This is a genomic window from Variovorax sp. MSC1_012 (assembly GCF_023667525.1).
Classification (GTDB): Bacteria; Pseudomonadota; Gammaproteobacteria; order Burkholderiales; family Burkholderiaceae_C; genus Variovorax; species Variovorax beijingensis_B.
On record NZ_CM174443.1, the window covers coordinates 530666 to 555551 of the forward strand.

Consider the following 24886-nt stretch of genomic DNA (forward strand, 5'->3'; position numbering starts at 1 on the left):
CATGGCTCCTTCCCCCGCTGGGGGAAGGCTGGGATGGGGGCGAGCGCCATGATCGGGTCGAAGCCGTCGTGCCCCCACCCCGGCCCTCCCCCGGGAGGGGAGGGAGAAATCCTCAGCGCACTGGCGGATTGAGGATCACCGGCGGCACCGGTGCCGGCGGCATCGTTGGTGCCGGCGGATTGAACGGCGGCACCGGCACCGGCGGCACCACGGGAATGGGCGGCGGTGTCACGGGCACCGAAGGCGCGGCCTGCGGCCGTTCGCCGGGCGCAGGCGAAACCGCCGTGCTGCCATTCTTCGCCAGCGTCGCATTGATCGCGTTCATGTCCTCGACCGTCAGCGTGCCGTTGGCCTGGCGCAGCTTCAGGTTGCCCAGCAGCACGTTGTAGCGCGCCTGCGCGAGATCGCGCTTGGTCTGGTAGAGCTGGCTCTGCGAATTGAGCACGTCGATGTTGATGCGCACGCCCACCTGGTAGCCGAGCCGGTTGGCATCGAGCGCGCTCTGGCTCGAAGCCTCGGCCGCTTCGAGCGCCTTGACCTGGCCTGCGCCGGACACCAACCCGAGGTAGGCCGCGCGCGTGGCCTGCGCGACGCTGCGGCGGGTGCCTTCGAGCACGCTGCGCGACTGGTCCTCGAGCGCGAGCGTTTCCTTGATGCGGTTCTCGGTGGCAAAGCCCGCGAAAAGCGGCAGGTTGAACACCACGCCGACCGAGGCGGCGTCGATGCGCGTGCCCACGGTGCTGGTGCTGGTGCCGTGCGGATTGCGCGTGATGTTGTAGCCCAGGTTGGCGTCGAGCGTGGGCTTGTGGCCGGCTTCGGCCTTGCGGATTTCGAGCCCGGCCACGTCGAGCCCGAGCTGCGCCTGGCGGATGGCCGGGTGCGCTTCCTCGGCCTGCGCCACCCAGGCTTCGATGTTGGCCGGCGTGGCGGTCGGCAGCACCACCGGCTGCGCCAGCGGCACCGGCACGCTGCCCGGCCGGCCGACCAACTGGTCGAGCACCACCTTCTTCACCTGCAGGTCGTTCTCGGCGGCAATCTCCTGCGCAATGACGAGGTCGTAGCGGGCCTGGGCTTCGCGCGTGTCGGTGATGGTGGAAGTGCCGACCTCGAAGTTGCGCTTGGCCGACGCGAGCTGCTCGGCCACCGCCACCTTCTGCGCGCGCACCAGTGTCAGGCTGTCCTGGCTCGCGAGCACGTCGAAGTAGGCCTGGCTCACGCGCACGATCAGGTCCTGCTCGGCAATGGTGAGCACCGACTGTGCGATCTCGGCCTGGCGCTTGCCCTGCTCGTAGGTGGCCCAGTTGGCGGGCCGGTACAGCGGCTGCGTGGCGTTGACGCCGATGTTCTGCGTGGTGAAGTCGCGCGGCGTGGTCGTTCCGCGGCCGGCGCCGGTGAGCGTGTCGATGTCGAGGTTGTTGCGCGTGGCGCCGGCCGTGAGCCCCACGGCGGGAAGGATGCCGGCCTTGGCCTGCGCGGCGCGTGCCACGCTCGCGTCGTACTGGGCTCGCGCGCCCTGGTAGGTGGCGTCGAAGCCGCGTGCGGATTCGTAGAGTTCGTTCAATGTCTGGCCTTGGGCCGGCAGTGCGAGCAGGGTGGCAAAGAGACTTGCGAGCGCTGCGGAAAGAGGCAAAAGCCTGGGCCTGAAAGGCATTGAACGTCCTTGGAGAAAGAATCGGATCAGTAGCGCGGCACGGAGGGATCGTGCTGTGCCGACCAGGCGTCGATGCCGCCGGCCACGTTGGCCAGCTCGGCAAAGCCGTTCTGGCTCAGGAAGGCCGCCACGCGCTGGCTGCGCGCACCGTGGTGGCACAGGCATGCGATGCGCTGGCCTTCGTCGAGTTCGGCAAGCCGCGCCGGAATCTCGTTCATCGGGATGGCCACGAGCGTGAAGCCCTGCGGCGCAACGCTGGCCGTCTGCAGCTCCCAGGGTTCGCGCACATCGAGCAGCACGGGCGCCGCCTCGGGGTGCTGCGCAAACCAGGCGGCAAGATCGGCGGGGCGGACTTGGTCGATCATTCGGTGAACCCGTTCAGAACGAGAAGCGCGAGGGCTCGGGGAAATTGAGCAGCCGCGGCGCCACCGTGTCCCAGGGCTGGATCGTGTCCCACTTGCTTTCGCTGCTGCGGGTGACGAAGTGCGCGCGCATCATCGGTTCCTCGCCCACGATGGCGGCGAGGCGGCCGCCCACCTTGAGCGAGCCGAGCAGGTTCTGCGGAATGCGCGCGACCGAGCCGCTGAGCACGATCACGTCGAAGCTCGGGCCACTCGGCAGCGGCACGGCGCCATCGGCATTGCGCACCTCGACATTGGTCACGCCGTTCTGGCGCAGCGTCTCGGCGGCGCGGGCGGCCAGCGCGGGATCGATTTCGAGCGACAGCACCTGGGCCGCGCGATGGGCGAGCAGGGCGGCCATGAAGCCCGATCCGGTGCCGATCTCGAGCACCGATTCGTGCTTTTGCACATGCAGGTCCTGCAGCATGCGCGCCTCGACCTTGGGCGAGAGCATCACCTGGCCGGGAACGGCGCCGTCGCCCAGCGGGAGTTCCATGTCGAAGAAGGCCAGCGCGCGGTGGGCGGGCGGCACATAGTCCTCGCGCCGGATCGAGGCCAGCAGGTCGAGGATTTCCAGATCGAGCACATCCCAGGGCCGGATCTGCTGTTCGATCATGTTGAAGCGCAGGCGCTCGAGGGAGGGAGTGGGGTTCATGGGAGGCTTTTCCTTGTGGGGCTCAGGACAAACCTTCAATTTTAGGTTGCGCGGCGCGGACGCGCGGCTGGCCGGCGATGCATTTGCGCGTCATGCGGCGGCTCCGGGCTGCCGGGTGAGGCCGTAGAGCACGGTCTCGGCCTGCGTGGCGAGGTATTTTTCAGGGTCGAGCGAGGTTTCCGCGTCGACGCAGACCATGGCCGAGTGCTTCCACAGCATCAGGAAGACCATGGGCGCCACCACCGCGTAGATGGCGTGGTCGATGTCGACCGGCGCGAATTCGCCCCGGTCGATGCCGCGCTGCAGGATGCGCCGCAGCAGCGTATGGCCCGGGCGCACCACCTCCTTGCGGTAGAACTCGGCCAGCTCGGGAAAATTGGTGCCTTCGCTCATCATGAGCTTGGTCAGGCCCGAGGCCTTGGTCATGCCCACGCGCTCCCACCAGACGCGCATGCAGTAGCGCAGCATGTCGGCGGTGGTGCCCTCGAAGGCCTCGAACTCGTCGTTCCACTCGGCAAACCGGCCCCCGAGGTTCTCGACCACCACGGCCTTGAAGAGCTCTTCCTTGCTCGGGAAGTAAAGAAAGAGGGTGCCCTTGGAGACGCCCGCGCGCGCCGCCACTTCCTCGGCGCGGGTGGCGGCAAAGCCTTTTTCGACGAACAGGTCGAGCGCCGCCGCCAGCAGTTCGCCCGGACGCGCCTCCTTGCGGCGCTCGCGCTTGGCGCGCACCGGGCAGATCTTGTCGGCAAAGAATCGGGGGGTCGGCATGATTTTAATGACTCGCTGGTTAGTAATGTAGTGACCAGCATCCGGCCCGTCAAGCCGCGACAATATCGGGTTCGCTTTTTCCCCACCTGCCGGAGCAGCCATGTCCTCTTCATCGTCGCCCACTGAAACCATCGTGCTCGGCGGAGGCTGCTTCTGGTGCACCGAGGCCGTGTTCGACCGGGTGCAGGGCGTGGTGGACGTCGAATCGGGCTACTGCAACGGCCAGACGGTCAACCCGAGCTACGAGCAGGTCTGCACCGGCCGCACCGGGCATGCGGAGGTGGTGAAGGTGGAATTCGACCCCGCGGCCATCAGCCTGCGCGAAATTCTCGAGATCTTCTTCGTGGTGCACGACCCCACGAGCCTGAACCGCCAGGGCAACGACGTGGGTACGCAGTACCGCAGCGGCATCTATTTCACGAGCGATGCGCAAAAGCAGGTGGCCGGGGACGTCATCCGCGAGATCGAGGCGAGCAAGACCTACGGCTCTCCCATCGTGACCGAGGTGGCGCCGCTCGCCAACTACTCGGCGGCCGAGGCCTACCACCAGGACTACTTCCTGAACAACCCGAACCAGGGCTACTGCGCCTTCGTGGTCGGACCCAAGGTCGAGAAGTTCCAGAAAACCTTCGCGTCGCGCGTCAAGGCCTGAGCGTTCTCCTTCAGGCCCCGCTTCCCGTGCACATCGCCAGCCCAGTCCCGACCCGGTCGATCGCGTCGACCCGCGCGATCGCCGTCGCGCTGGTGGTGGCGCTGTGGTTCGCGGGCACGCTGGGGCTGATCCACCGGACGCTGCACGTGCCCGGCCTGGCGCAGGCCCATGCGGCGGCTGCGCTGGCGGCGCACCCGGAGGGCGCGCACGAGCATGCGGCCCACGGCATCGGCGACCTGTTCGGCCATCACTCCGACGCCGAATGCCGGCTCTACGACCAGCTCTCGCACGGTTCGGGTGCGCCCGGGGTGCCGATGGTGGTGCTGCCGGTGCTGCTGCCCTCGGCCACCTTTGCCTACCTGCAGGGCGAGGCCATCGCCCGCTGGGTTGCGCTGTTCGACGCGCGCGGCCCGCCTTCCACTCGCTGAATCCCCCTGTGTTCCGGTTGCTGCTCCGCGCCTTGCGGATGGCGGCGATCGCCCCTTGGTTCAACGAGTGTTCATCATGATTCCCAATTTCCGTCGCAACGCCATCGGCGCTGCCGTTCTTTCGCTGGCCTCCTTCGCGGCCATGGCCCAGGCCCAGCCCCAACCGGTACTCCGGGCGCAGCCCGCCGAAGCGGCCGCGTCGGCCCTGCCAGAGATCGCCGTCACCGGCAATCCGCTGGGCGCGAGCGAACTGATCGCGCCCACCACCACGCTCTCGGGCGACAGGCTCCTGATGCGCTCCGAATCGACGCTGGGGCAAACGCTCGACAACCTGCCCGGCGTGAGCAGCAGCTACTTCGGCCCCAACGCCAGCCGGCCGATCATTCGCGGGCTGGACGGCGACCGCATCCGCATCCTGCAAAACGGCGGCGGCGCGCCCGACGCCTCGTCGCTGAGCTACGACCATGCGGTGCCGATGGACGCGCTGGTCACCGAACGCGTCGAGGTGCTGCGCGGCCCGTCGGCGCTGCAGTACGGCGGCAGCGCGGTGGGCGGCGTGGTCAACGTGATCGACAACCGCATTCCGAGCGAGCCGATCAACGGCTTCGGCGGTCGCGCCGACCTGGGCTTTTCCACCGGCAACAAGGAGAAGAACGGCGGCGTGGTGCTCGAAGGCGGCAACGACCGCTTCGCGCTGCACGTCGATGCGTTCAACCGCGACTCCAAGGATGTCTCGGTGCCCATCGACCTGGAATGCAGCAAGCCCGGCCGGCCCTGGCTTGCGCGCAAGATCTGCAATTCGGCCAACGAGGCGCATGGCGGCGCGATCGGCGGCACGCTGTTCTTCGACCAGGGCTGGATCGGCGCCTCCGCCAGCACCTATCGCAGCACCTACGGCACGGTGGCCGAGGACGAAGTGACCATCGGCATGAAGTCCGACCGCCAGGCGATCGAAGGCGAGTGGCGCCCGGGCGGCTTCATCAGCAGCATCCACGCCAAGGCCAGCCACACCAACTACCGCCACACCGAGTACGAAGGCGCCGAGGCCGGCACCACCTTCTCGAACATGAGCAACGACCTGCGCATCGAGGCGCGCCACCAGAAGATCGGCAACTTCGAGGGCCTGGTCGGCTTCGCGAGCGAGAGCAACCGTTTTGCCGCGGACGGCGCAGAAGCCTTTGCGCCGCACAGCCGCACGCGCTCCAATGCGTTGTTCCTGTACGAGGAACTCGGCACCTCCTGGGGCCGGCTGAGCTTTGGCGCGCGCACCGAGAAGGTCCGCGTCACGTCGCTCGGCTATCCGGACGACCCGACCGTGACGCGCTTTGCCATTGGCGAGCGCACGTTCAACCCGCACAGCGCGGCCGTGGGCGCGCTCGTCAATCTCACGCCGCAGTGGCAGCTCACCTCGAACCTGGCCTACACCGAGCGGGCACCGAAGGACTACGAGCTGCTCGCCAACGGCCCGCACGTGGCAACGGCGGCCTGGGAGGTCGGCAATCCGAACCTCGAGAAGGAAAAGTCGGTCGGCTTCGACGTCGGCGCGCAATGGAAGTCGGGTGCCAACACGGCCCGCGTCAATGCCTACGTCACACGCTTTCGCAACTACATCGGCCTGACGGCATCGGGCCGCACGCTCGACGAAGAAGGCCAGGTGGTGACCGACCCCGAAGCCACCGACACGCTGGCCGAGTACCTCTACAGCGGCGTGCGCGCGCGCTTCACAGGCATCGAGGCGAGCGGCAACCTGCGCCTGCTGGGCACCGACGGTTTCGGGCGGCTGGCCGATGCCTCGACGCTCGACCTCGAATGGCGCGGCGACGTGGTGCGTGCCAAGAATCTCGACACCGGCGAGCCGCTGCCGCGCATCGCGCCCTTCCGCGCGGGCGCGACGCTGGCCTATGGCAACGGCCCCTGGAGCGCACGCTTCGGCTTCGACTACAACGCGGCGCAGCGCCACGTGCCGAGCATCGGCGCGCGCGAAACCGATGCCTACACGTTGTGGAATGCCTCGATCGCCTATCGCATGAAGGTGCAGCGCGCCAACCTCACCTGGTATGCGCGCATCGACAACATCACGAACAAGCTGGCCTACAGCCCGACCTCGATCCTGACGACGACGGTGTACCCGAACGCGCCGCTGCCCGGACGCTCGCTGAAGGTCGGGTTGCGCGTGACCTTCTGAACGAACCCGCCGGCGTTGCCTGCAGGCAAGAGGCTATCCTCGGCGGGTGAATTCGTTCGTCATCTCTTCGCTGCTGCCGGTCGTCGTCCTGATCGCGGCAGGCTACCTGGCCGGCCGGCGCCGCTGGATCGGCGGCAACGCCGTCAAGGACCTTTCCAACCTGATCTTCCTGCTGCTTGCGCCGGCGCTGCTTTTCCGCGCGATGAGCACGGTGCACGTGCAGGAGCTGAGCCTGAAGCCGGTGGCGGCCTATTTCATTGCCTCGGGTCTGCTGTTCGCGGGCACGCTGGCGCTGCGCGGCTTCAACCGCACGGCAGCCGTCATTGCGCTGGCCAACACCTACAGCAACACGGTGATGATCGGCATCGTGCTGGTTGGCCTGGCCTATGGCGAGCAGGGCATGGTGGTGCTGCTCACGCTGATCTCGCTGCATTCGCTGGTGCTATTGACCAGCGCCACGGTCGTGCTCGAGCTGGCCGTGGCGCGCGAGCATGCGCAGCGGGAAGGTCACGAACAGCGCCCCATGGCGCGCACCGTGTTGCGCGCACTGCGCAACGCCATCATCCACCCGGTGCCGATGCCGATCATCGCCGGGCTGCTGTTCGCGCAGACCGGGCTTGCGATGCCCGGTTTCCTCGACAAGCCGATCCTGCTGCTCGGCCAGGCCTTCGGTCCGGTGGCGCTGGTGATGGTGGGCATCACGCTCGCGCTGACGCCCGTCGGGCGGCACTGGCGCGAAGCGACGGTGCAGGCGCTGGTGAAGAACCTGCTGCATCCGCTGCTGGTGGCCGGCATCGGCTGGCTGCTGGGCGTGCGCGGCATACCGCTCACCGTGATGGTGGTGGCGGCGGCGCTGCCGATTGGCGCCAACGTCTTTCTCTTTTCGCAGCGCTACCGTACATCGGAAGACCTGGTCACGGCCAGCGTCGCGGTGTCGACGGTGCTCGCGCTCGCGACCCTGACGCTGGTCATGACCCTGGTGCAGTGGCTGCCTTGAGGCTTCCATAGCGCGGGCAGGACTAGGCCATTCGGCAGGGTGGCCATTTGGCGAGATGGCGGGCGGCGCCTCTCGTTCTACATTTGCCCGCTGATGATTTACCAGCTGCGGTCTTCGCCGTTTTCCGCCATGGCGCCGATTGCGATGGTGATCGCGCTGTGCGGCGGCGCCATGCCGGCGGCCGCCGATACGAAGCCGTGCCGAACGCCCTGCCTTTCAGCCGCCGTGCCGCGCGAGCCGGCGCCGGCCCCGTCGGCTGCGGCCAGCCCGGTGCAGCCGAAGCCGGCGCCCGCTCCGGCTTCGAAGCCGAGCGCCAGGCCGAAGCCGCAGGCGATTGCCGTGGCCGCGCCGCAGCCGCTGGAAGCGGAGAAGGCCCCGGCCCCGAAAAGGCCGCCGCCCTCCAGGCGCTGCAGCGAAATCAACATGCGCGCAGCGGTGGGGGAGCCGCTGTCGGACGAAGACATGAAGATCCTGAGGAGCCAATGCTGATGACGAAGACCACCCACCCGATCCGCACGGCCATGCGCGTGCTGGCGCTGTCGTGCGCCGCGCTGCTTTGCGCCGCCTGCGCGCACCGGCCGGCGCCGGGCAATGCCATGCCTTTCGAGCAGGCCGTCAACCAGGCGGTGGACGACCTGATCGTGCAGACGCAGAAGCTGCCGGCCTTCCTGGCCAAGGTGGAGTCGTCGATCAAGCAGAGCCGCATCGTGATCGACCCGCTGCTCGAGGGCGCGAGCGGCCAGCAGACCGAGGTCACGCGCGTGGCCGAGCAGCGCATCGTGCAGCGCATGCAGTCGCAGTTCAAGCAGTTCACCGTCACGCCCTTCAACAACACCGAGATCGAGCGCGCGCAGTACGTGCTCAACGGCACGCTGGTGCGCGACAAGGATTCGGCCGACGGGCGCTACCGGCTGAACCTGGCGCTGACCGAGATCAGGAGCGGCATGGTCATCGCGCAATCGGTGGCGCGCATCAGCGACGCGACGCTCGACACGCGGCCCACGGCCTTCTTTCGCGACAGCCCGGTGAACGGCAAGGACCGTGGCGTGGAAGGCTACATCCGCACCGCCGAAACGCAGCCCGGGCAAGCCGCCGATGCGCTGTACCTGGAGCGCCTGCCCACGTCGACCGTGCTGCAGGAGGCCACTGCCGCCTACGAGGCCGGCCGAATGAGCGAGGCGCTCAGCCGCTACGAGGCCGCTTCGCGCCGGCCCGACGGCCAGCAGCTGCGCATCTACAGCGGCCTGTATCTCACGCAGGCCCAGCTCGGCCGGACGGCCGACGCGGAGAAGACCTTCGGCACCCTGGCGCGGCTCGGGCTCGAAACCAACAACCTGAGCGTGAAGTTCCTGTTCAAGCCCGGCTCGACCGATTTCCTGGCCGACCCGAAGATCAGCGCCGCCTATCCGATGTGGCTGCGGCAGATCGCGCGCCAGGCGGCGCAGATCGACTCCTGCGTGGTGGTCACAGGCCACACCAGCCGCACCGGTTCGGAATCGGTCAACGAGCGCCTGTCGCTGCAGCGCGCGCTCAGCGTGAAGACCCGGCTGGTGGGCGAGGCGCCGCCGCTGTCGAAGAAGCTGCGCGAATCCGGCATGGGATTCCGCGAGAACATCGTGGGTACGGGCGCCGACGATGCGAGCGATGCACTCGACCGCCGGGTCGAGTTCAAAGTGGCACCCTGCGAGGCTTGACCCACCCCCGTAGCAGCTCACTTCGTGTAGCCGCCTCCCCCTCAAGGGGGCAACACCAGCGGCCCGGCCAAGCCGGTTCCGCGGTGTTCCGCGAAAAAGCCGGGGAAGCTCAGGGGGCCAGGCGTTCACGCACCCAGGCGGCGCCTTCGAGCCGGTAGCGCAGCCGGTCGTGCAGGCGGCTCTTGCGGCCCTGCCAGAATTCCCAGCGGTCCGGCACGAGCCGATAGCCGCCCCAGTGCGGCGGGCGCGGCGGCGAGAGCAGGTGTTTGGCGGCTGCCACGGCCGCGTTCTTGACCAGCACGTCGCGGCCGCTGATCACTTCGCTCTGCGGGCTGGCCCAGGCGCCGATGCGCGAATCGAGCGGGCGGCTCGCAAAGTAGGCGTCGCTCTCCTGTGCGCTTGCCTTTTCCACGCGGCCCTCGATACGCACCACGCGTTCGAGCTCGACCCAGTGGAACTGCAAGGCCGCGTACGGGTTGCCCGAAAGTTCGCGGCCCTTGCGGCTTTCGTAGTTGGTGTACCAGACGATGCCGCGCGCGTCATAGCCCTTGATGAGCACGATGCGGCTCGAAGGCCGCAGGTCGCCGCCCACGGTGCACAGGGTCATGGCGTTGGGCTCGGGCACCTGCGCGTCGATGGCTTCGCCGAGCCAGCGCTCGAATTGCTTCTGCGGATCTTCGGCGCTGTGGGATTCGCCGAGTTCGGCGCGCTCGTAGCTCTTTCGCAGCGCGGCCAGCGCTTCGCTGGTGGGAGGGGAAGAGGAAGAACTCATGCCGGCATTGTTGCGCATGCGCCGCCGCCGCAAGGCACCGCGGGCATTCCGCGCACATACTCGCCGCATGGCGACAAAGGCGAATTCTCCCTGCGTGATCGTGCTGGCCTCGGGCCGCGGCGAGCGCTTCATCGCGGCCGGTGGCACCGGCCCCAAGCTGCAGGCGCTGCTGGCAGGCACGCCGCTGCTCGAACGCACGCTGGACGCGGTGCGCGCGAGCGGCCTGCCGTGGCGGCTCGAAGACGCCGGCCATCCGGGCATGGGCGACTCGATTGCCGCCGCGGTGCGCGCCACGCCGGATGCCGCCGGCTGGCTCATTCTTCCGGGCGACCTGCCGCTGGTGCGTCCCGAGACGCTGCGGGCCGTGGCCGGCGCGCTAACCGGCCGGGTGCGCGCGGTGCAGCCGCAATACAGGGGGGAGAGCGGCCATCCGGTCGGCTTTTCGGCCGGCTGCGGCGCGCAGCTCGCGGCGCTGAAGGGGCCTCTGGGCGCATCCTCCATCCTGAAGGCGATGCGCGCCATCGATGCCGTGGCAGACCTCGTGGTGGACGACGTGGGCATCGTGACCGACGTCGACACGCCCGAGGCCCTGGCCGCTGCCGAGGCGCTCTGGCTGGCGCGTTTTTCGGGCTAGCCGCTCAGCGCCGCGCGATCACCGCGCAGGCGGTGCGCGGGCCGGAGTTGCCGGCCGGCTGGGTGGTGAAATCGTCGCGGTCGCGGTGCACCACGAGCGCGCGGCCCACCACGTTGTTGGCGGCGCCTTCGGTCAGCGAGATCGTGTGCACGTCGACGCTGAAACGCGCCACGCCGTTCGCATCGGCCACCAGGCTCGGCAGTTCGCCGGCATGGCTGCCCGGTGCGCTGAACTTGCCGTGCGTGCCGCCGGTCGGGTTGAAGTGGCCGCCCGAGGCGTTGCCGTTGTCGCCGCAATCGCCCTTTTCATGGATGTGGAAACCGTGCTCGCTGCCTGGCACGAAGCCGCGCACCTCGCCGGCCACGCGCACGCCATGGTCCAGCGCGGTGAAGGTCACCGTGCCGCGCGTGGGGTTGGGCGAGATCGCCGCGGTGGGCATCAGTTCGGCGGCCGCGCTCGGCTTGCCGCCCATCATGCTGCCGCAGGCCGAAAGCAGGGCGCTGGCGAGAAGGGCGGTGCCGGTGGCGGCGAGAAGGCGATGGTTCATGGTTTTTCCTTGGACGGTCCGGAGGATTGTTGGGGAAGGGAAGAAGAAGGAGATTTGTCCGGAGACCCTGGAACATATACCGGAGCCGGCGGCATCCCGCAATCGGCCGCCGCCCCGGCCGCTGCCTGGCGTTCCTGTTCCTGCTGCCGCTCCTGGGCCAGCGCAACCAGCCGTGCCAGGGCCGCATCGTGGATCGAGTGGCGACGCAGCTCCAGCAGGGTCTGGCGCGCGTAGTCGAGCGAACTGCCGTAGCGGCCGACGGCATGCGTGAAGATGTGGCGGTAGCGCTCGTCGCTGAGTTCGCCGGTGAAGTTGGGGCTGCGCCTCGAAAGCGTGAAGGCGAGCGCGCGCACGGGGCCTTCGGGCGTGGTGCACTTGAGCCACCTGGGGTCGTACACGCCGGTGGGCATTTCGCGCAGCCAGAGCCTGCGAAGCGTGTCGAGCCCGTGCGCCGACGGCACCCGGAACACCATGCCGCGGCAGCTGCCGCCCGACAACAGGCCGAAGACGAGACCGGGCGTCTGGACGCTGCCGCGGTTGATGCGGCTCCACATCTTGAGCGCGCGATGCCAGCCATGCACCCAGGCCGGCCGGCGCTCCGCAAAATCGAACTCGGGGCGCCAGATCAGCGACCCGTAGCCGAAGAGCCACAGGTCGTCACGCCCGCCCCAGTCGGCAATGGCCTGTTCAAGCATGGGCTGCGGGTCGCGCAGCGGCCTGGGCAGCGGGTCCAGGCCCGGCGGTCCGGGATCGGGTGCGGGGCCGGAGGGGCCGCCGCCTACAATTTCGCGATCATGGTTCACCGCACCATTATTTACCGACCTCTTTCTTCCTACGGAGTACGACCCCTCATGAGCGACGACGACAGCCAGCAAAACTTCATCCTCGGATTTCTCCTGGCATTGATTGCGCTGGTGATTTTCTTCGTGCTGGGCATCGTGCTCTGGCACAAGAGCCATGGCGCGGCGCCGGCGGCCATGCCCGCTGTCGCAGTGGCTGCGGTGGCCGCAGGGCCGGCCACCAACACCACGGTGGCCGAAGTGACCGAGACGGTGACGGTCGTCATTCCCGACGGTGCCAGCATCCGCGTGGCCGACGGCGTGGTGAACTTCTATTTCGCCACCGGCAGCGCCGACCTGGCGCCCGGCGCGGCGGAGGCGCTGGCCGCCGTCATCAAGGGCGTGGAGAGCGGCCGAAAGGCCGTGGTCTCGGGCTTCCATGACACCACGGGCGACGCGGCCATGAACGAGCAGCTCGCGAAGAAGCGCGCCGAAACAGTCCGTGACGTGCTGGTGGGCCTGGGCGTGCCGGCCGACAAGGTCGACCTGCAGCGGCCCGCCATCACCGCGGGCTCGGGCAACGATGCCCAGGCGCGGCGCGTGGAAGTCAAGCTGGTCGACTGAGCCGGCAGCGGGCCGCACCGAGTCCGCCAATCCGTATTGCCGGGGTGCGGATTTCCATCGGCCTCGGTCGCAGGGTCTTGGTACCATTGACTTCCACGTCGAAGGTCGCAAAAGCGACAGTGGCCAGATGCCGGCAGCGCGACCGCAACCATCCCCATGAGCACACATCCCACCGTCCTTGACGTCACTGATCGCATTCGCGAGCGCAGCCAGGGGCCGCGCAGCGCGTACCTCCGGCGGCTGGCGGAAATCCGCAACCGCGACCGGGGCTCCGACCGCATGGGCTGCGCCAACGTCGCGCACGCCGTGGCCGGCATCCCGGCCAACGACAAGTTCAAGGTGGTGACGGAGCGCGCGCCCAACATCGGCATCGTCACCGCCTACAACGACATGCTCTCGGCCCACGCGCCGTACCAGGGCTACCCCGACATCATCAAACAGGAGGCGCGCAGCCTCGGCGCCACCGCGCAGGTGGCCGGCGGCGTACCCGCCATGTGCGACGGCGTGACCCAGGGCACGCCCGGCATGGAGCTGAGCCTGTTCAGCCGCGACGTGATCGCCATGGGCACCGCGATCGCGCTCACGCACGACATGTTCGACGGCGCGCTGCTGCTGGGCGTGTGCGACAAGATCGTGCCGGGCCTCTTGATCGGCGCGCTGCATTTCGGGCACCTGCCCACGGTGTTCGTGCCAGCCGGCCCCATGCCCTCGGGCCTGTCGAACGGCGAGAAGTCGAAGGTGCGCGAGCAGGCGGCGCAAGGCCTGGTCGGCCGGCAGGGCCTGCTCGACGCCGAGATGGCGGCCTACCACACCATGGGCACCTGCACCTTCTACGGCACGGCCAACAGCAACCAGATGCTGCTCGAGGCCATGGGCCTGCACGTGCCGGGCACCGCCTTCATCCAGCCCGGCGACGTGATGCGCGAGACGCTCACGCGCGAGGCCGTGCGCACGGTGCTGGGCCGTGCGGGCGAGGCGAAATTCAATTGCCCGCCCATCGGCGAAATGGTCGACGAGCGCTGCATCGTCAATGCCATGGTGGCGCTGCTGGCCACCGGCGGCTCCACCAACCACCTGATCCACTGGGTGGCCGTGGCGCGCTCGGCCGGCATCGTGATCGACTGGGACGACTTCTCCCGGCTCTCCGACGTGATTCCGCTGCTGACGCGCGTCTATCCCAACGGCAGCGCCGACGTGAACGCGTTCCAGGCCGCGGGCGGCCCGGGCTTCGTGATCGGCGAGCTGCTCGACGCCGGCCTGATGCACGCCGACGTGCTGACCGTGCGTGCCGGCGGCATCCGCGAGTTCGCGAGCATTCCGTCCCTTGCGGACGACAGCCGCCTGGTCTGGACTTCCGCCGCGCCTTCCAAGGATGAAGCCATCGCGCGGCCGGTGGAGAATCCCTTCAGCGCCACCGGCGGCCTGAAGCTGCTCAATGGCAACCTGGGGCGCAGCGTGATCAAGGTGTCCTCGGTGCCCGACGACCGCCACGTGATCGAGGCGCCGGCGCGCGTCTTCGATTCGCAGGCCGCGCTGCACCAGGCCTTCACCGCCGGCGAGCTCGAACGCGACGTGGTCTGCGTGGTGCGCTGGCAGGGACCGCAGGCCAATGGCATGCCCGAGCTGCACAAGCTCACGCCGCCGCTGTCGGTGCTGCAGGGCAAGGGCTTTCGCGTGGCGCTGGTCACCGACGGCCGCATGAGCGGCGCCTCGGGCAAGATCCCGGCCGCCATCCATGTTTCTCCGGAAGCCGCCGCGGGCGGCCCGCTCGCCAAGGTGCGCGATGGCGACGTCGTGCGCCTGGACGCCGTGGCGGGCACACTGGCGGTGCTGGTGCCCGACGACGAATGGGCCGAGCGCGAGATCGCGAAGCTGCCCGAGGCCAAGCGCATCGCCGACGGCCACGGCCTGGGCCGCGAACTGTTCGCGGGCATGCGGCGCAACGCGCTGACGGCGGAAGAGGGCGCATGCTCGTGGCTGTGAACAATGGAGCAATGAAATGACAGACAAACTCACCGCACTCGAGGTCATGCGCGATGCACCGGTCATTCCGGTGATCGTGCTGCACGACGTGAAACATGCCATTCCACTGGCGCGCGCGCTGGTGGCCGGCGGCATCCGCATGCTCGAGGTCACCCTGCGCACGCCGCAGGCGCTCGAATGCATCGAGGCCATTGCCAGGGACGTGCCCGAGGCCGTGGCCGGCGCGGGCACCATCCGCAGCGCGGCCGACGCGCAGGCCTCTGCGCTGGCCGGCGCGAAGTTCGGCGTGAGCCCGGGCTATACGCGCGCGGTCGGCAAGGCCTGCCACGACCTCGGCCTGCCGCTTTTGCCCGGCGTGGCCACCGGCAGCGAGATCATGACGGCGCAGGAAGACGGCTACACCGAACTCAAGTTCTTTCCCGCGCTGCAGGCGGGCGGCATCCCCATGCTGAAGGCGTGGCAGGGCCCGTTCGGCGACGTGACCTTCTGCCCGACCGGCGGCATCCATGCAGACAACGCGGCCGAGTTCCTTGCGCTCTCGAACGTGGCCTGCGTGGGCGGCTCGTGGATCGTGCCGGCCGACGCCATCCGCAACGGCGACTGGGCGCGCATCGAACAGCTCGCGCGCGCGGCGAGCCAACTCGCACGCTGAGCCGATCATGCGTGCGGATTTCGACGCCAGTGACCTGAAGGTCATTGCCTTCGACGTTTTCGGCACCGTGGTCGACTGGCACAGCGGCATCGCCGCCGAGGCCGAGCGCGCATTGCCGGGCGTCGATGGCGCCGCCTTTGCGCTCGCCTGGCGCGCGGGCTACCAGCCTGCCATGAAATCCGTGATGGAGCGCATCGCGGCGGGCGAGGGCGGCTTCACGCTGCTCGACGAGCTGCACCTGAGCATGCTCGAACAGGTGCTGCACGACTTCAGCCTGGCCGACCGGCTCGATGCCGCTGCCAAGCGCGAACTGAGCCGGGCCTGGCACCGCCTGCCCGCATGGCCCGATGCGGTGGAGGGACTCACGCGCCTCAAGAAGAAATTCACCATCTGCACGCTCTCCAACGGCAACATCGGCCTGCTGACCGAAATGGCCAAGCGTGCCGGCCTGCCCTGGGACTGCGTGCTGTCGGCCGAGGTGTTCAAGGCCTACAAGCCCGATCCGCGCACCTACCTCGGCGTGGCGGGCGTATTCGACGCAACGCCCGGGCAAGTGATGCTCGCGGCGGCGCACCACGACGATCTGGCGGCGGCGCGCACCTGCGGCCTCAAGACCGCCTACATCGAGCGGCCCCATGAATTCGGCCGCACCCAGCCGAAGGACGTTTCGCCGAATCCGGACAACAACCTGCACGCGCGCAACATCAGGCAGTTGGCCGACCTGCTGGGCTGCTGAACCGCCGGCTTGCCGCCATCCGCGTGCGGCGCAATCACCTGGCCCTGGCCGCGCTGAACGATTTCGCGGACTTGATCATTCCCCGCATCATCTGCGTGAGCGGGAATTCCACGAACCTGTAGACCATGTGCGAAGCCCAGATCGACGCGATACAGATCGCAACGGAAATGGCAAGGATCTGAGGCACCGAGGTGAAGCCGAGCAATTTGACCGTGAGAGGGATGGCCACCAGGATGAACGGGTGAAACAGGTACAGCGAGTAGGAGCTGTCCCCAATGGCCAGTATCACGCGCAGCCTGGCCCAGAACGATCCGAGCGATATCAACCCGAAGAAGATCATTGCGGAGGGAATTGCCAGCGCAAATCCCCGGAGTTCGCTGCTGCCAAGGCCTTCCGAAATTGCCAGGTGCGCAAGAAAAGCCCCGGCGGCCATCAAGACGATGGACACCGGCGTGCTCTGCCGGATCAGCCCTTTCTTGAACGCGACGCCAATGGCCACGCCGAATGCGAACTCCAGGAACAATGAAAAATTCATGACCTTGTAGTCGAGGCCGGAAAGCAATCCAATGAACGATGCGGCGACCAATGCCAGGCACGCGAGATAGGCGTTCTTCGGCTTTGCGGTCGGCAGCGCGACCAGCGCCCACAAGCCGTAGAAAATGATTTCGTAGGTGAGCGTCCATCCGTTGTTGACCAGGTACGGGGCGGACGTGGGCCACAAAAAGAACGACGCGGCAATATCGGTGGGCTCTTGGGCATTGCTGTTGATCAGCTTCGGCGCAAGGATGAAGACCACCAGGGCCAGCAAGGACAGCCCCCAATAAAGGGGAAACACCCGGATGATCCGCTTCTCCATGAATTCCACGTGGGTCATGGTCTTGTTGGCCGTGACAAAGTAGATGATGAAGCCGCTGATCATGAAGAAGATATCGACCCCGATGATCCCGAAATCGAACAACGGAATGGCGCCGCCGGAAAGCGCATGGGCTTTCTGCGCCGCGTGATGAATCACGACCAGCAGCGCGGCAATGCCTCTGCCGGCCTGAATGGATTCGACGTACTGTGGCTGGTTCACCGCAATGGATTGGGATTTCACGAAATTCGATCCTGACGGGTGGTGGGGCGGACAAAAAGCGGGTTGCTTGAAATTGCGGCGGCAGCCTGCCTGCGCCGCAGCAGCAGCCTTTTTTCGGCCAGCTCGGTTTTCTGCGCCAGCGCCATGGCCGAAAAGACGAGCGGACTCACGATGGCGAAGTGGCGGGCAAACGAGCCGAAGTCGGGCTCGAACACCCCCTCGATGATGAGGAAGGACAAAGGCGCAAGGGCGACCTTGCCGGCCTGGATCAGGTTCTTGTTGCCCGACTTCGCGCCCTCGACGACAACCTTCACCATCCATATGAACGTGAAAGGCATGATCGAGATGAACGCCAATTGGCTGACCGACCCGAAGCGCAGAAGCTCGAGCGGAAAAGCCAGGCGGAAGAACGTGATCGTGGCGTTGAGCGCCTGCAGCAGGGCATTGTCGGAAGCGATGACCGCCTCGATGACCGTCCGCGATCCTTCGGCGCCGACTTCCCGGTTCTCGTTGACCGTTGCGCGGGCAAAGTCCAGGGTGACGCCGAGTGCGATCTGGAAGGTCAGCGCGAGCGCGATATAGACCACGACGATGATGACCAGAAGCCTGAATACGGTGAGTTGCTTTCTTATCAGCCGCAGCCCGAGCCAGACCGCGCTGACCAGCAGCCAGTACTTTCTGACCACCCAGCCGTAGATCGTCGACGACAGGAACCACGTCAGCCCGAACCCGCTGTGCTGCGCTGCCATGACCGAGAGCAGAACCACGCAGGCCGACAGCATGTCCTTCGAAAGAACCGAAAGGAAAATGGCCCTGATGAATCCCCATCCGAGCGATACGAAAAAGACGCCAAGGGGAATTCTGCTGAATTGGAGTATCGGTATGACGGTCAGCGTGACGCTCAGAAACGCGCCGGCAATGGGCGCCGTCTTGGCGCTGAGCCCGGCCGACTCCAGCAGGAATGCGCTGCAGGCGTAGGAGTTTCTTTCCTCGATCGTGGTGGAGGTGAGCTGGCACAAATCGGCGCCGAAGAAACTCAATAGCGTTTCTTCATCCGGAAAATTCTGGGCCGCCGTGTCGTGGTAGAGAAACGGAATCACGCCGACGATCAAGGCGGAAAAGAAAAAGATGATCAGCGATATGGCCGGATCAATAGGCTTGCCGCGTATGCTCAGAATCGTCAATTTTCATTCCGCTTGGAAGGAAGCGCCCATGTAGAAGATAGTTCAAGGAGTAAGGAGCATTCGGCGCCGCGTCCGAATGGACGATCTTGCTGAACTGTGAAGCTCTTTGATCGCGATTCCGGGTATCAGAATGTGATGCGTCCTGCATCAGCACTACCCCTTGAAAATACCAGCAAAGAATATGCCGATCGCCTTTAAAAGGTGATCATTTGTATCCTCAATTCAGCGGCCGTGAAGCGCTGGGGGCGGCGCCGGGCGCCGGCGCCGCGGTGGGCCTGGCTAGGACGCGCGCAGGGCGTCCGAACCGGCGGGGCCGCCGTCGCCGGAAGCCTTTGCCTTGTCCTGGATGAGCTCGATCTTGTAGCCGTCGGGATCGGTCACGAAGGCGATCACGGTGGTGCCGCCTTTCACGGGGCCGGCTTCGCGCGTGACGTTGCCGCCGGCGGCCTTGATCTTTTCGCAGGCCGCGTAGGCGTCGGGCACGCCGAGCGCGATGTGGCCGTAGGCCGTGCCGAGTTCGTAGCTTTCGGTGCCCCAGTTGTAGGTGAGCTCGATCTCGGCCTGCCCGGGGTTGCCGCCGCCATAGCCGAGGAAGGCGAGGCTGTATTTGTACTCGGGGTTCTCCGAGGTGCGCAGCAGGCTCATGCCAAGGACCTGGGTGTAGAAGTCGATCGAACGCTGGAGGTTGCCGACGCGCAGCATGGTGTGGAGAAGTCGCATCTCGTGGGATCTCTGTTGTTGCGGGGGAAGAATTCCATTGTCGGCGCTAGGCGAGCGCAAGCAAGTGCGCCTCGTGCTTGCGCAGGAATTCGCGCAGGTGCTGCGGATACTCCGGCACCACCGCGCTCTGCACGCTCGGCCGCGCCGCCAGTGCCTTGCGCCAGGCATTCACCTTGGGCAGGGCATCGAAGATGTGCGAGTTGCTGATTTCGTCGAAGACCTCGAAGTAGCGAAAGATCGGCGCGAACACCGCATCGACCAGGCTGAAGTTTTCGCCTGCAAAGTAGGGGCCGGTGCCCAGCGCGGCTTCCACGCGCTCGAACTTGGCGGCAAGGGCCAGGCGCTTCTGCTCGAACACTTCGGCGTCACGCGTGGTTTCGTAGCCCCACAGGTCGCCCAGGATGGCCGAGCCGAACTCCATCCACGCGCGATGCTCGGCGCGGGTGAGCGGATCTTCGGGATGAAGGCGCGGGCCGGGCTGGGTCTCTTCGAGGTATTCGCAGATCACGTTGCTTTCGAACAGCACCGCCTCGCTGCCGTCGGGGCGCTGGAGCCGCAGCAGCGGCACCTTGCCCAGTGGCGAGATGGCAATGAACCAGTCCGGCTTGTTCGCAAGGTCGATCACCACGCGCTCGAAGGGCACGTTCTTTTCGGCCAGCGCGATGGCGGCGCGCTGCACATAGGGGCACAGCAGGTGGCTGACGAGGGTGAGGGGCTTGTTGGACATGGCGTGGGCGCTCCGGAAAAGTTGCAGTTGGGACCGCGGCAATTCTTGCGGCCCCGAACAACCTTTTCCCGAAAAGCCCATTCGCCGAACGGGCACCCTGTGCTATTTGGAGGTGTCCAGCCAGTGCGTGATGCGGCCGCCGTGCATCACGCCGATGCGGTCGGCCATGGCATGGGCCTCGGCCTCGTTGTGGGTGACCAGGATCGCGGTCTGCCCGGCGCGCTGGAGGATGCCGCGCACCTCGGCCGTGAGGCGCTCGCGTGTGCCGCCGTCGAGATTCGAGAACGGCTCGTCGAGCAGCAGCAGTTCGGGCGAAGGCGCCAGTGCGCGGGCGAGCGCGATGCGCTGCTGCTGGCCGCCCGAGAGCTCATGCGGAAAGCGCTCGCCAGCATCGGCCAGGCCCACCAGCGCCAGCATCTCGGCCACGCGCGCCTGCTGCTGCGCACGGCTCGAGCGGCGCAGGCCGAAGGCCACGTTCCGGCTGGCCGACAGATGGGGAAAGAGCGCGTACTCCTGGAACATCATGCCCACGCGCCGCTGCTCGGGCGGCAGGTGCGCCTGGGTGGAGGAGAGCAGCACGTCGCCGAGCCGGATGGCGCCGGCGCGCAGCGGCTCGAAGCCCGCGATCGCCCGCAACACCGTGGTCTTGCCGCAGCCCGAGGGGCCGAACAGGCAGGCAATCTCGCCGGCGCGCAGCGAAAGCGAGAAGTCGTTGACTACGGCATGCAGGCCGCGCGGCGTCTCGTAGGCGAGCTGGATCGATTCGATGGAAAGGGGGGAACTCATTGTGTCTCTGCGGCTGGCGTGCCCAGTTGGTTGCGCGCCAGCAGCATCACCGGCAGCAGGCCGGCCGCCACGATGGCGAGCGCCGCGATCGCGCCTTCTTCATACGTGCCGCGTGCGGCCTCGGCGTAGAGCCAGGTGGCCAGCGTGTCGAAATTGGCCGGCCGCAGCAGCAGCGTGGCCGGCAGTTCCTTCATTGCATCGACGAAGACCAGCAGCGCACCCGTGGCAATGGCGGGCTGCAGCAGCGGCAGGTGTACACGCCTGAGCGTGCCGCCGCTGGTTTCGCCCAGCAGCCGCGAAGCCTGCTCGATGGCGGGCGGAATGCGGGCGAGCCCGGCCTCGATGCCGCCGACCGGCATGGCGAGGAAGCGGATCGCGCAGGCCACCACCAGCACGATGCCCGCGCCCATGAGCGGCAGGCCCTGCAGGCCGAGCATGCCGGCCAGTGCGGCATCGAACGCGAGCGCCGGTGTGAGCAGGCCGATGGCGAGCACCGTGCCGGGCAGCGCATAGCCCAGCGTGGCCGCGCGCGCCTGCCACCGTGCGCGGTTCGGGCGCGGTCCCTGGCTGCGCGTGGCCCATGCCACCACCAGCCCCGCGGCCACGGCCGCCACCGTGACGCCGGCGGCCAGCGTGATCGTGTTGCCGAGGCTTGCCAGCAGGCCTTGCGACACGCCGCCGCCCTGGCGCAGCCGCTTGGCGCTTTCCCAGACCAGATAGAGGGCGGGCGCCACGAAGCCGATCAGCACCGGCAACGACGCCGTGGCGGTGGCGAGCCATGCGGCGCCGCCGTGCAGGCGCCGCGGCTGCATGGCGCGCATGCGCTGCGCCGAGCCGAAGCGCTGGTGCCGGCGCCCGTTGCGCTCGAGCCAGACCAGCGCGACCACCACGAGCAGCATGGCGCAGGCGATCTGCGCCGCACCGGCCAGGTCGGAGCGCGTGATCCAGGTGGTGTAGACCGCCACCGTAAGCGTGTTCACGCCCAGGAATTCGGAGGCGCCGATGTCGTTGAGCGTTTCGAGCAGCGCCAGGCTCAGGCCCACCGCGAGCGCCGGCCGGGCCAGCGGCAGCGCCACGCGAAAGAAGGCGCCGCGCCGGCTTTCGCCCAGCGTGCGCGCTGCTTCCATCAGGTGCGCGGGCTGCGTCATGAACATGGCGCGCGCGGTCATGTAGACGTAGGGGTAGAGCACGAAGCCGAGCACGAAGATCGCACCCGGCATCGAGCGCAGGTCAGGCAGGCGGAACTGGCGCGGGCTGTCGAAGCCCAGTGCCCAGCGGATCGCACCCTGCACCGGACCGATCGGATGCAGCAGGTCCAGGTAGGCAAAGGCGACGATGTAGGTCGGCATTGCGAGCGGCAGCAGCAGCGCCCAGTTCAGCACGCTGCGCCCCGGAAAGTCGCAGGCCGTCACGAGCCATGCGTAGCCGGTGCCGATCAGCAGCACCAGTGTGCCCACGCCCATGAGAAGCAAGGCCGTGTTGAGCGCGGCCTGCGGCAGCACGTGCGCAAACAGCGGCCCCCAGTGCGCGACGCCCGAGCCGAAGGCGAGCCAGGCGAGCATGAGCACCGGCGCGAGCACGCCGACGGCGATGCCGAACGAGGCCCAGCGCCAGATCGGCCCCGCGGCCTGCAAACCGCCGAAGCTCATGCGAAACACAGGCCTTCCATTGCTCCCGTTCCTTCGGGAAACACCATGGAACCGGCTCTGCCGGGCCACTGGTGTTGCCCCCGGTAGGGGGAGGGAGAAGCGACACGAAGTGCGCGAAGCCTGGGGGCGAGCAACATTACAAGTCGAAACCGACCTTGTCGACCAAGGCGCTGGCCTGCTTGCGGTACTTGGCAATCTCGGTGAGCGGCAGCGGATCGACCTTCAGCTCGCCGATGGTCTCTCCGATGATCGGATCGAGCGCCACGCCCTTGCGCACCGGATACTCGTAGTTGGCCTGCGCGTAGAGCGACTGCGCCGATTCCGACACAAGGAACTCGAGCAGCTTGACCGCGTTGGCGCGCTGCGGCGCATTCTTGGCCACGGCCGCGCCGCTGATGTTGACGTGCGTGCCGCCCTTGGCGCCGGCAAAGGTCGGGCGCACTACCTTGATGGCGTCGCCCCACTTGCGCGCGTCGCTGCCTTCCTTGGCGCTCTTCATCTGGCCGACGTAGTAGGAGTTGGCCAGGCCGATGTCGCAGATGCCGCCCAGGATGTCGCGCGCCACGTCGCGGTCGCCGCCGGTGGCCTTGCGGGCCAGGTTGGCCTTGACGCCGCGCAGCCACTGCTCGGTCTTGGCCTCGCCGTCGTGCGCGATCATGGCCGCGATCAGCGCCGTGTTGTAGGGATGCTGGCCCGCGCGGATGCAGACCTTGCCCTTCCACTTGGGGTTGGCCAGGTCTTCGTAGCGGAAGCTGGTGATCGGCTGGTCCCTGTCGGCGTAGAGCACGCGCGCGCGCAGCGAGAGTGCGAACCACTGGCCGTCGGTGCCGCGCAGGTTGGCGGGCACGGCCGATTCGAGCGCGGCCGATTTCACCGGCTGCGTCACGCCGCCGTCGACCAGGTCCATCAGGTTGCCGATGTCCACCGTCATCAGCACGTCGGCCGGCGAGCGCGCGCCTTCGGCCTTGACCCGTTCGAGCAGGCCGTCCTTCACGAACACGGTGTTCACCTTGATCTTGCTCTGCGCGCTGAAGGCCGAGATCAGGGGCTGGATCAGCGCGGCTTCGCGCGTGGTGTAGAGCGTGAGCTCATCGTTGGCAGCGTGCGCGGGCAGGGCAGCGGCAGCCAGCCAGGCGGCGGTGACGCCGATCAGTGCGCGGGCGGCGCGGCCTTGGACGCCGGGGCGGTCGGTCATGAGGATCCTCCAGGTGCATAGACGTGTTGTGGAAAGTCATCGCAACCGGGACGGTGACGATGAGAATCATTATCACTGCCCTGGGGGCGGTTTTACGTCCTTGCACTTACATTGCTAATCCACCCATTGGCAAACCTGCGCCAGCGGCGCGCGCGAGGTGCGGAACCGGTTGGCGGGGTGCGACGGATCCTCGTAGCCGAACGCGATGCCGCAGACCACCTGGCGATCGTCCGGAATGTCGAACCAGCGATGCAGGAACTTCGAACGCGAGGCCACGGCCGCCTGGGCGATGCTGGCCACGCCCAGGCTGCGCGCCGCCAGCATGAAGTTGTTGACATAGGCGCCGCAGTCGAGCGCGCCGTAGGTGCCGAGCAGCGCCTCGGTGGTGACGAGGGCCACATGCGGTGCCCCGAAGAACCTGAAGTTCTCCTGCGCCTGCCGCTGCGAGGCCTCGCGGTCGCCGCGCGCCACGCCCACGCTTTCATACAGCTGGAAGCCGCAGTCGCGGCGGCGCTCGCGGTAGACACCGCGATATTCCGCCGGGGGGGCGATGTCGAATGCGGCATCGGCCGCGGCCTCGTCCGAATCGAAGGCTTGGCGCAGCCGTTCGGTGGCCGCGGCACTGGCCACGATCACCTGCCAGGGCTGCGAGTTGCACCACGAGGCGGTGCGCTGCGCCAGTTGCAGGATGGCATCGATCGTCTCGCGCGCGACGGGTTCGGCGAGGTAGCCGCGGCAGCTGTACCGCTCGGCGAGCAGGGCCTTGAGGGCCGACGCGAGCGCGGGGTCGTGGGGGATGGAGGAGGGCATGGGCTGCGGGCCGATCGATCAGCGCGGCGAGGGGGTTTCGAACACCAGGCAGGTGGTGGTGGCGTGCGCATACAGCGTGCCGTCGGGTCCCACGAGCCGCGCCTCTGCGGTGGCGAGCTGCCGGCCGCAATGGATCACCTTGCCCTCGGCGCGCACCCGCTGCACCTTGGGCGTGAGGCCCTTCACGTAGTTCACGCTGAGTTCGGCGGTGGTGTAGGCGCGCCCGGGCGGCATCATGGTGTGGACCGAGCAGCCCAGCGCCGAATCCAGCAGCGTGGCGACCCAGCCGCCGTGCACCGTGCCCAGCGGGTTCATGTGCTGCGCGAGCGGCGTGCCCTGGAACACGGCCCGGCCCGGGCTGACCTCCAGCAGGACGAAGTCGAGGGTCTTGGCGATGGCGGCAAAGGGGATTTCGGCGCGCAGCATCGCTTGCATCATTTCGAGCCCGGTCTTGCCGGCAATCTGCTCGGGGCGTGCCAAGCCAGGGCCCGGGCCCGCGTCCAGGCGCTGGACGATCTCGGCCTCCTGGGCGATCCAGGCGTCGAGGGTGGCATGCGGCTCGGTCATGAAAAAACTCCTTGA

Annotated in this window: 27 protein-coding genes; 10 read left to right on the forward strand and 17 right to left on the reverse strand. The window is 67.7% G+C overall.

What is annotated here, in order from left to right; genetic code table 11:
• Positions 1 to 112: 112 nt before the first annotated feature.
• From L1081_RS02395 to L1081_RS02410, 4 genes are all read right to left on the reverse strand, one after another.
• Positions 113 to 1651 (reverse strand): TolC family outer membrane protein, encoded by a 1539-nt coding sequence (locus L1081_RS02395; protein WP_489415027.1) that lies wholly within the window; start codon positions 1649 to 1651, stop codon positions 113 to 115.
• A 26-nt stretch (positions 1652 to 1677) separates the two neighbouring features.
• On the reverse strand, positions 1678 to 2016 hold the full coding sequence (locus L1081_RS02400; protein WP_319427058.1) for a rhodanese-like domain-containing protein: 339 nt from the start codon (positions 2014 to 2016) through the stop codon (positions 1678 to 1680).
• Between the two features lie 13 nt (positions 2017 to 2029).
• Positions 2030 to 2707 carry a methyltransferase domain-containing protein gene (locus L1081_RS02405; protein ID WP_489415028.1) on the reverse strand — a complete coding sequence of 226 codons (678 nt, stop codon included), beginning with the start codon at positions 2705 to 2707 and terminating at the stop codon, positions 2030 to 2032.
• Between the two features lie 90 nt (positions 2708 to 2797).
• On the reverse strand, positions 2798 to 3475 hold the full coding sequence (locus L1081_RS02410) for a TetR family transcriptional regulator (protein ID WP_489415029.1): 678 nt from the start codon (positions 3473 to 3475) through the stop codon (positions 2798 to 2800).
• Between the two features lie 100 nt (positions 3476 to 3575).
• Between L1081_RS02410 and msrA the strand changes: the two genes are divergently transcribed.
• The 4 genes from msrA to L1081_RS02430 all read left to right on the forward strand — a co-directional run bounded on the left by msrA (position 3576) and on the right by L1081_RS02430 (position 7737).
• Positions 3576 to 4127 (forward strand): peptide-methionine (S)-S-oxide reductase MsrA, encoded by a 552-nt coding sequence (gene msrA / locus L1081_RS02415; RefSeq protein ID WP_489415030.1) that lies wholly within the window; start codon positions 3576 to 3578, stop codon positions 4125 to 4127.
• Positions 4128 to 4153: 26 nt separating this feature from the next.
• A complete protein-coding gene (locus tag L1081_RS02420; RefSeq protein WP_489415031.1) occupies positions 4154 to 4555 on the forward strand; it encodes a hypothetical protein in 402 nt (133 codons plus the stop codon).
• Between the two features lie 76 nt (positions 4556 to 4631).
• A complete protein-coding gene (locus tag L1081_RS02425) occupies positions 4632 to 6740 on the forward strand; it encodes a TonB-dependent receptor domain-containing protein (RefSeq protein WP_489415032.1) in 2109 nt (702 codons plus the stop codon).
• A gap of 46 nt (positions 6741 to 6786) precedes the next feature.
• Positions 6787 to 7737 (forward strand): AEC family transporter, encoded by a 951-nt coding sequence (locus L1081_RS02430; RefSeq protein ID WP_489415033.1) that lies wholly within the window; start codon positions 6787 to 6789, stop codon positions 7735 to 7737.
• A gap of 98 nt (positions 7738 to 7835) precedes the next feature.
• On the opposite strand, the gene L1081_RS02435 is transcribed toward L1081_RS02430, so the two are convergent.
• Positions 7836 to 8201, reverse strand: coding sequence for a hypothetical protein (locus L1081_RS02435; RefSeq protein WP_489415034.1), 366 nt, complete (start codon positions 8199 to 8201; stop codon positions 7836 to 7838).
• An 18-nt stretch (positions 8202 to 8219) separates the two neighbouring features.
• Here L1081_RS02435 and L1081_RS02440 point away from each other — a divergent pair, with 18 nt between their 5' ends.
• Positions 8220 to 9431 carry an OmpA family protein gene (locus L1081_RS02440; RefSeq protein ID WP_489415035.1) on the forward strand — a complete coding sequence of 404 codons (1212 nt, stop codon included), beginning with the start codon at positions 8220 to 8222 and terminating at the stop codon, positions 9429 to 9431.
• Between the two features lie 109 nt (positions 9432 to 9540).
• Here the strand turns inward: L1081_RS02440 and pdxH are convergent, their stop codons facing one another.
• A complete protein-coding gene (gene pdxH / locus L1081_RS02445; RefSeq protein WP_489415036.1) occupies positions 9541 to 10221 on the reverse strand; it encodes a pyridoxamine 5'-phosphate oxidase in 681 nt (226 codons plus the stop codon).
• 49 nt (positions 10222 to 10270) lie between these two features.
• On the opposite strand from pdxH, the gene L1081_RS02450 reads away from it, so the two are divergent.
• Positions 10271 to 10837, forward strand: a complete 567-nt coding sequence (locus tag L1081_RS02450; protein WP_489415037.1) for an NTP transferase domain-containing protein — start codon at positions 10271 to 10273, stop codon at positions 10835 to 10837.
• Between the two features lie 4 nt (positions 10838 to 10841).
• Here the strand turns inward: L1081_RS02450 and L1081_RS02455 are convergent, their stop codons facing one another.
• Positions 10842 to 11384: a superoxide dismutase family protein gene (locus L1081_RS02455; protein WP_489415038.1), complete on the reverse strand. Its 543-nt coding sequence runs from the start codon at positions 11382 to 11384 to the stop codon at positions 10842 to 10844.
• Positions 11381 to 12109: a gamma-glutamylcyclotransferase gene (locus L1081_RS02460; protein ID WP_489416851.1), complete on the reverse strand. Its 729-nt coding sequence runs from the start codon at positions 12107 to 12109 to the stop codon at positions 11381 to 11383. The genes L1081_RS02455 and L1081_RS02460 overlap by 4 nt, the downstream gene beginning before the upstream one ends.
• A 126-nt stretch (positions 12110 to 12235) precedes the next feature.
• On the opposite strand from L1081_RS02460, the gene L1081_RS02465 reads away from it, so the two are divergent.
• From L1081_RS02465 to L1081_RS02480, 4 genes are all read left to right on the forward strand, one after another.
• The gene (locus L1081_RS02465) at positions 12236 to 12787 is read left to right on the forward strand and encodes an OmpA family protein (RefSeq protein WP_489415039.1); all 552 of its coding nucleotides are present in this window, start codon (positions 12236 to 12238) and stop codon (positions 12785 to 12787) included.
• Between the two features lie 156 nt (positions 12788 to 12943).
• Positions 12944 to 14770 (forward strand): phosphogluconate dehydratase, encoded by a 1827-nt coding sequence (edd, locus tag L1081_RS02470; RefSeq protein ID WP_489415040.1) that lies wholly within the window; start codon positions 12944 to 12946, stop codon positions 14768 to 14770.
• Positions 14771 to 14786: 16 nt separating this feature from the next.
• Entirely contained in the window at positions 14787 to 15422 is a 636-nt protein-coding gene (locus L1081_RS02475) for a bifunctional 4-hydroxy-2-oxoglutarate aldolase/2-dehydro-3-deoxy-phosphogluconate aldolase (RefSeq protein ID WP_489415041.1), read from the forward strand.
• Positions 15423 to 15429: 7 nt separating this feature from the next.
• On the forward strand, positions 15430 to 16158 hold the full coding sequence (locus tag L1081_RS02480; RefSeq protein ID WP_489415042.1) for a haloacid dehalogenase type II: 729 nt from the start codon (positions 15430 to 15432) through the stop codon (positions 16156 to 16158).
• 34 nt (positions 16159 to 16192) lie between these two features.
• Here L1081_RS02480 and L1081_RS02485 read toward each other — a convergent pair whose 3' ends face one another.
• From L1081_RS02485 to L1081_RS02525, 9 genes are all read right to left on the reverse strand, one after another.
• Positions 16193 to 17254, reverse strand: coding sequence for an acyltransferase family protein (locus tag L1081_RS02485; protein ID WP_489415043.1), 1062 nt, complete (start codon positions 17252 to 17254; stop codon positions 16193 to 16195).
• On the reverse strand, positions 17251 to 18417 hold the full coding sequence (locus L1081_RS02490; protein WP_489415044.1) for a hypothetical protein: 1167 nt from the start codon (positions 18415 to 18417) through the stop codon (positions 17251 to 17253). Before L1081_RS02490 ends, L1081_RS02485 begins: the two co-directional genes overlap by 4 nt.
• A 279-nt stretch (positions 18418 to 18696) precedes the next feature.
• Positions 18697 to 19137 (reverse strand): lactoylglutathione lyase, encoded by a 441-nt coding sequence (gloA, locus tag L1081_RS02495; RefSeq protein WP_489415045.1) that lies wholly within the window; start codon positions 19135 to 19137, stop codon positions 18697 to 18699.
• Positions 19138 to 19183: 46 nt separating this feature from the next.
• Positions 19184 to 19864, reverse strand: a complete 681-nt coding sequence (locus tag L1081_RS02500; protein WP_489415046.1) for a glutathione S-transferase N-terminal domain-containing protein — start codon at positions 19862 to 19864, stop codon at positions 19184 to 19186.
• 102 nt (positions 19865 to 19966) lie between these two features.
• Positions 19967 to 20650 (reverse strand): ATP-binding cassette domain-containing protein, encoded by a 684-nt coding sequence (locus L1081_RS02505; protein WP_489415047.1) that lies wholly within the window; start codon positions 20648 to 20650, stop codon positions 19967 to 19969.
• Positions 20647 to 22299: an ABC transporter permease subunit gene (locus tag L1081_RS02510; protein ID WP_489415048.1), complete on the reverse strand. Its 1653-nt coding sequence runs from the start codon at positions 22297 to 22299 to the stop codon at positions 20647 to 20649. Before L1081_RS02510 ends, L1081_RS02505 begins: the two co-directional genes overlap by 4 nt.
• A 136-nt stretch (positions 22300 to 22435) precedes the next feature.
• Positions 22436 to 23494: an extracellular solute-binding protein gene (locus L1081_RS02515; RefSeq protein WP_489415049.1), complete on the reverse strand. Its 1059-nt coding sequence runs from the start codon at positions 23492 to 23494 to the stop codon at positions 22436 to 22438.
• 114 nt (positions 23495 to 23608) lie between these two features.
• On the reverse strand, positions 23609 to 24304 hold the full coding sequence (locus L1081_RS02520; protein WP_489415050.1) for a nitroreductase family protein: 696 nt from the start codon (positions 24302 to 24304) through the stop codon (positions 23609 to 23611).
• A gap of 18 nt (positions 24305 to 24322) precedes the next feature.
• Positions 24323 to 24871 carry a hotdog fold thioesterase gene (locus L1081_RS02525; protein WP_489415051.1) on the reverse strand — a complete coding sequence of 183 codons (549 nt, stop codon included), beginning with the start codon at positions 24869 to 24871 and terminating at the stop codon, positions 24323 to 24325.
• Between the last annotated feature and the right edge of the window lie 15 nt (positions 24872 to 24886).

Excerpts from the sequence above, each read along its gene's own strand:
- L1081_RS02395 (WP_489415027.1), bottom strand. The coding sequence starts at position 1,651 with ATGCCTTTCAGGCCCAGGCTTTTGCCTCTTTCCGCAGCGCTCGCAAGT.
- L1081_RS02400 (WP_319427058.1), bottom strand. The coding sequence starts at position 2,016 with ATGATCGACCAAGTCCGCCCCGCCGATCTTGCCGCCTGGTTTGCGCAG.
- L1081_RS02405 (WP_489415028.1), bottom strand. The coding sequence starts at position 2,707 with ATGAACCCCACTCCCTCCCTCGAGCGCCTGCGCTTCAACATGATCGAA.
- L1081_RS02410 (WP_489415029.1), bottom strand. The coding sequence starts at position 3,475 with ATGCCGACCCCCCGATTCTTTGCCGACAAGATCTGCCCGGTGCGCGCC.
- msrA (WP_489415030.1), top strand. The coding sequence starts at position 3,576 with ATGTCCTCTTCATCGTCGCCCACTGAAACCATCGTGCTCGGCGGAGGC.
- L1081_RS02425 (WP_489415032.1), top strand. The coding sequence starts at position 4,632 with ATGATTCCCAATTTCCGTCGCAACGCCATCGGCGCTGCCGTTCTTTCG.
- L1081_RS02435 (WP_489415034.1), bottom strand. The coding sequence starts at position 8,201 with ATGTCTTCGTCCGACAGCGGCTCCCCCACCGCTGCGCGCATGTTGATT.
- L1081_RS02440 (WP_489415035.1), top strand. The coding sequence starts at position 8,220 with ATGCTGATGACGAAGACCACCCACCCGATCCGCACGGCCATGCGCGTG.
- pdxH (WP_489415036.1), bottom strand. The coding sequence starts at position 10,221 with ATGCGCAACAATGCCGGCATGAGTTCTTCCTCTTCCCCTCCCACCAGC.
- L1081_RS02450 (WP_489415037.1), top strand. The coding sequence starts at position 10,271 with ATGGCGACAAAGGCGAATTCTCCCTGCGTGATCGTGCTGGCCTCGGGC.
- L1081_RS02455 (WP_489415038.1), bottom strand. The coding sequence starts at position 11,384 with ATGAACCATCGCCTTCTCGCCGCCACCGGCACCGCCCTTCTCGCCAGC.
- L1081_RS02465 (WP_489415039.1), top strand. The coding sequence starts at position 12,236 with ATGAGCGACGACGACAGCCAGCAAAACTTCATCCTCGGATTTCTCCTG.
- edd (WP_489415040.1), top strand. The coding sequence starts at position 12,944 with ATGAGCACACATCCCACCGTCCTTGACGTCACTGATCGCATTCGCGAG.
- L1081_RS02475 (WP_489415041.1), top strand. The coding sequence starts at position 14,787 with ATGACAGACAAACTCACCGCACTCGAGGTCATGCGCGATGCACCGGTC.
- L1081_RS02480 (WP_489415042.1), top strand. The coding sequence starts at position 15,430 with ATGCGTGCGGATTTCGACGCCAGTGACCTGAAGGTCATTGCCTTCGAC.
- gloA (WP_489415045.1), bottom strand. The coding sequence starts at position 19,137 with ATGCGACTTCTCCACACCATGCTGCGCGTCGGCAACCTCCAGCGTTCG.
- L1081_RS02500 (WP_489415046.1), bottom strand. The coding sequence starts at position 19,864 with ATGTCCAACAAGCCCCTCACCCTCGTCAGCCACCTGCTGTGCCCCTAT.
- L1081_RS02505 (WP_489415047.1), bottom strand. The coding sequence starts at position 20,650 with ATGAGTTCCCCCCTTTCCATCGAATCGATCCAGCTCGCCTACGAGACG.
- L1081_RS02510 (WP_489415048.1), bottom strand. The coding sequence starts at position 22,299 with ATGAGCTTCGGCGGTTTGCAGGCCGCGGGGCCGATCTGGCGCTGGGCC.
- L1081_RS02515 (WP_489415049.1), bottom strand. The coding sequence starts at position 23,494 with ATGACCGACCGCCCCGGCGTCCAAGGCCGCGCCGCCCGCGCACTGATC.
- L1081_RS02520 (WP_489415050.1), bottom strand. The coding sequence starts at position 24,304 with ATGCCCTCCTCCATCCCCCACGACCCCGCGCTCGCGTCGGCCCTCAAG.
- L1081_RS02525 (WP_489415051.1), bottom strand. The coding sequence starts at position 24,871 with ATGACCGAGCCGCATGCCACCCTCGACGCCTGGATCGCCCAGGAGGCC.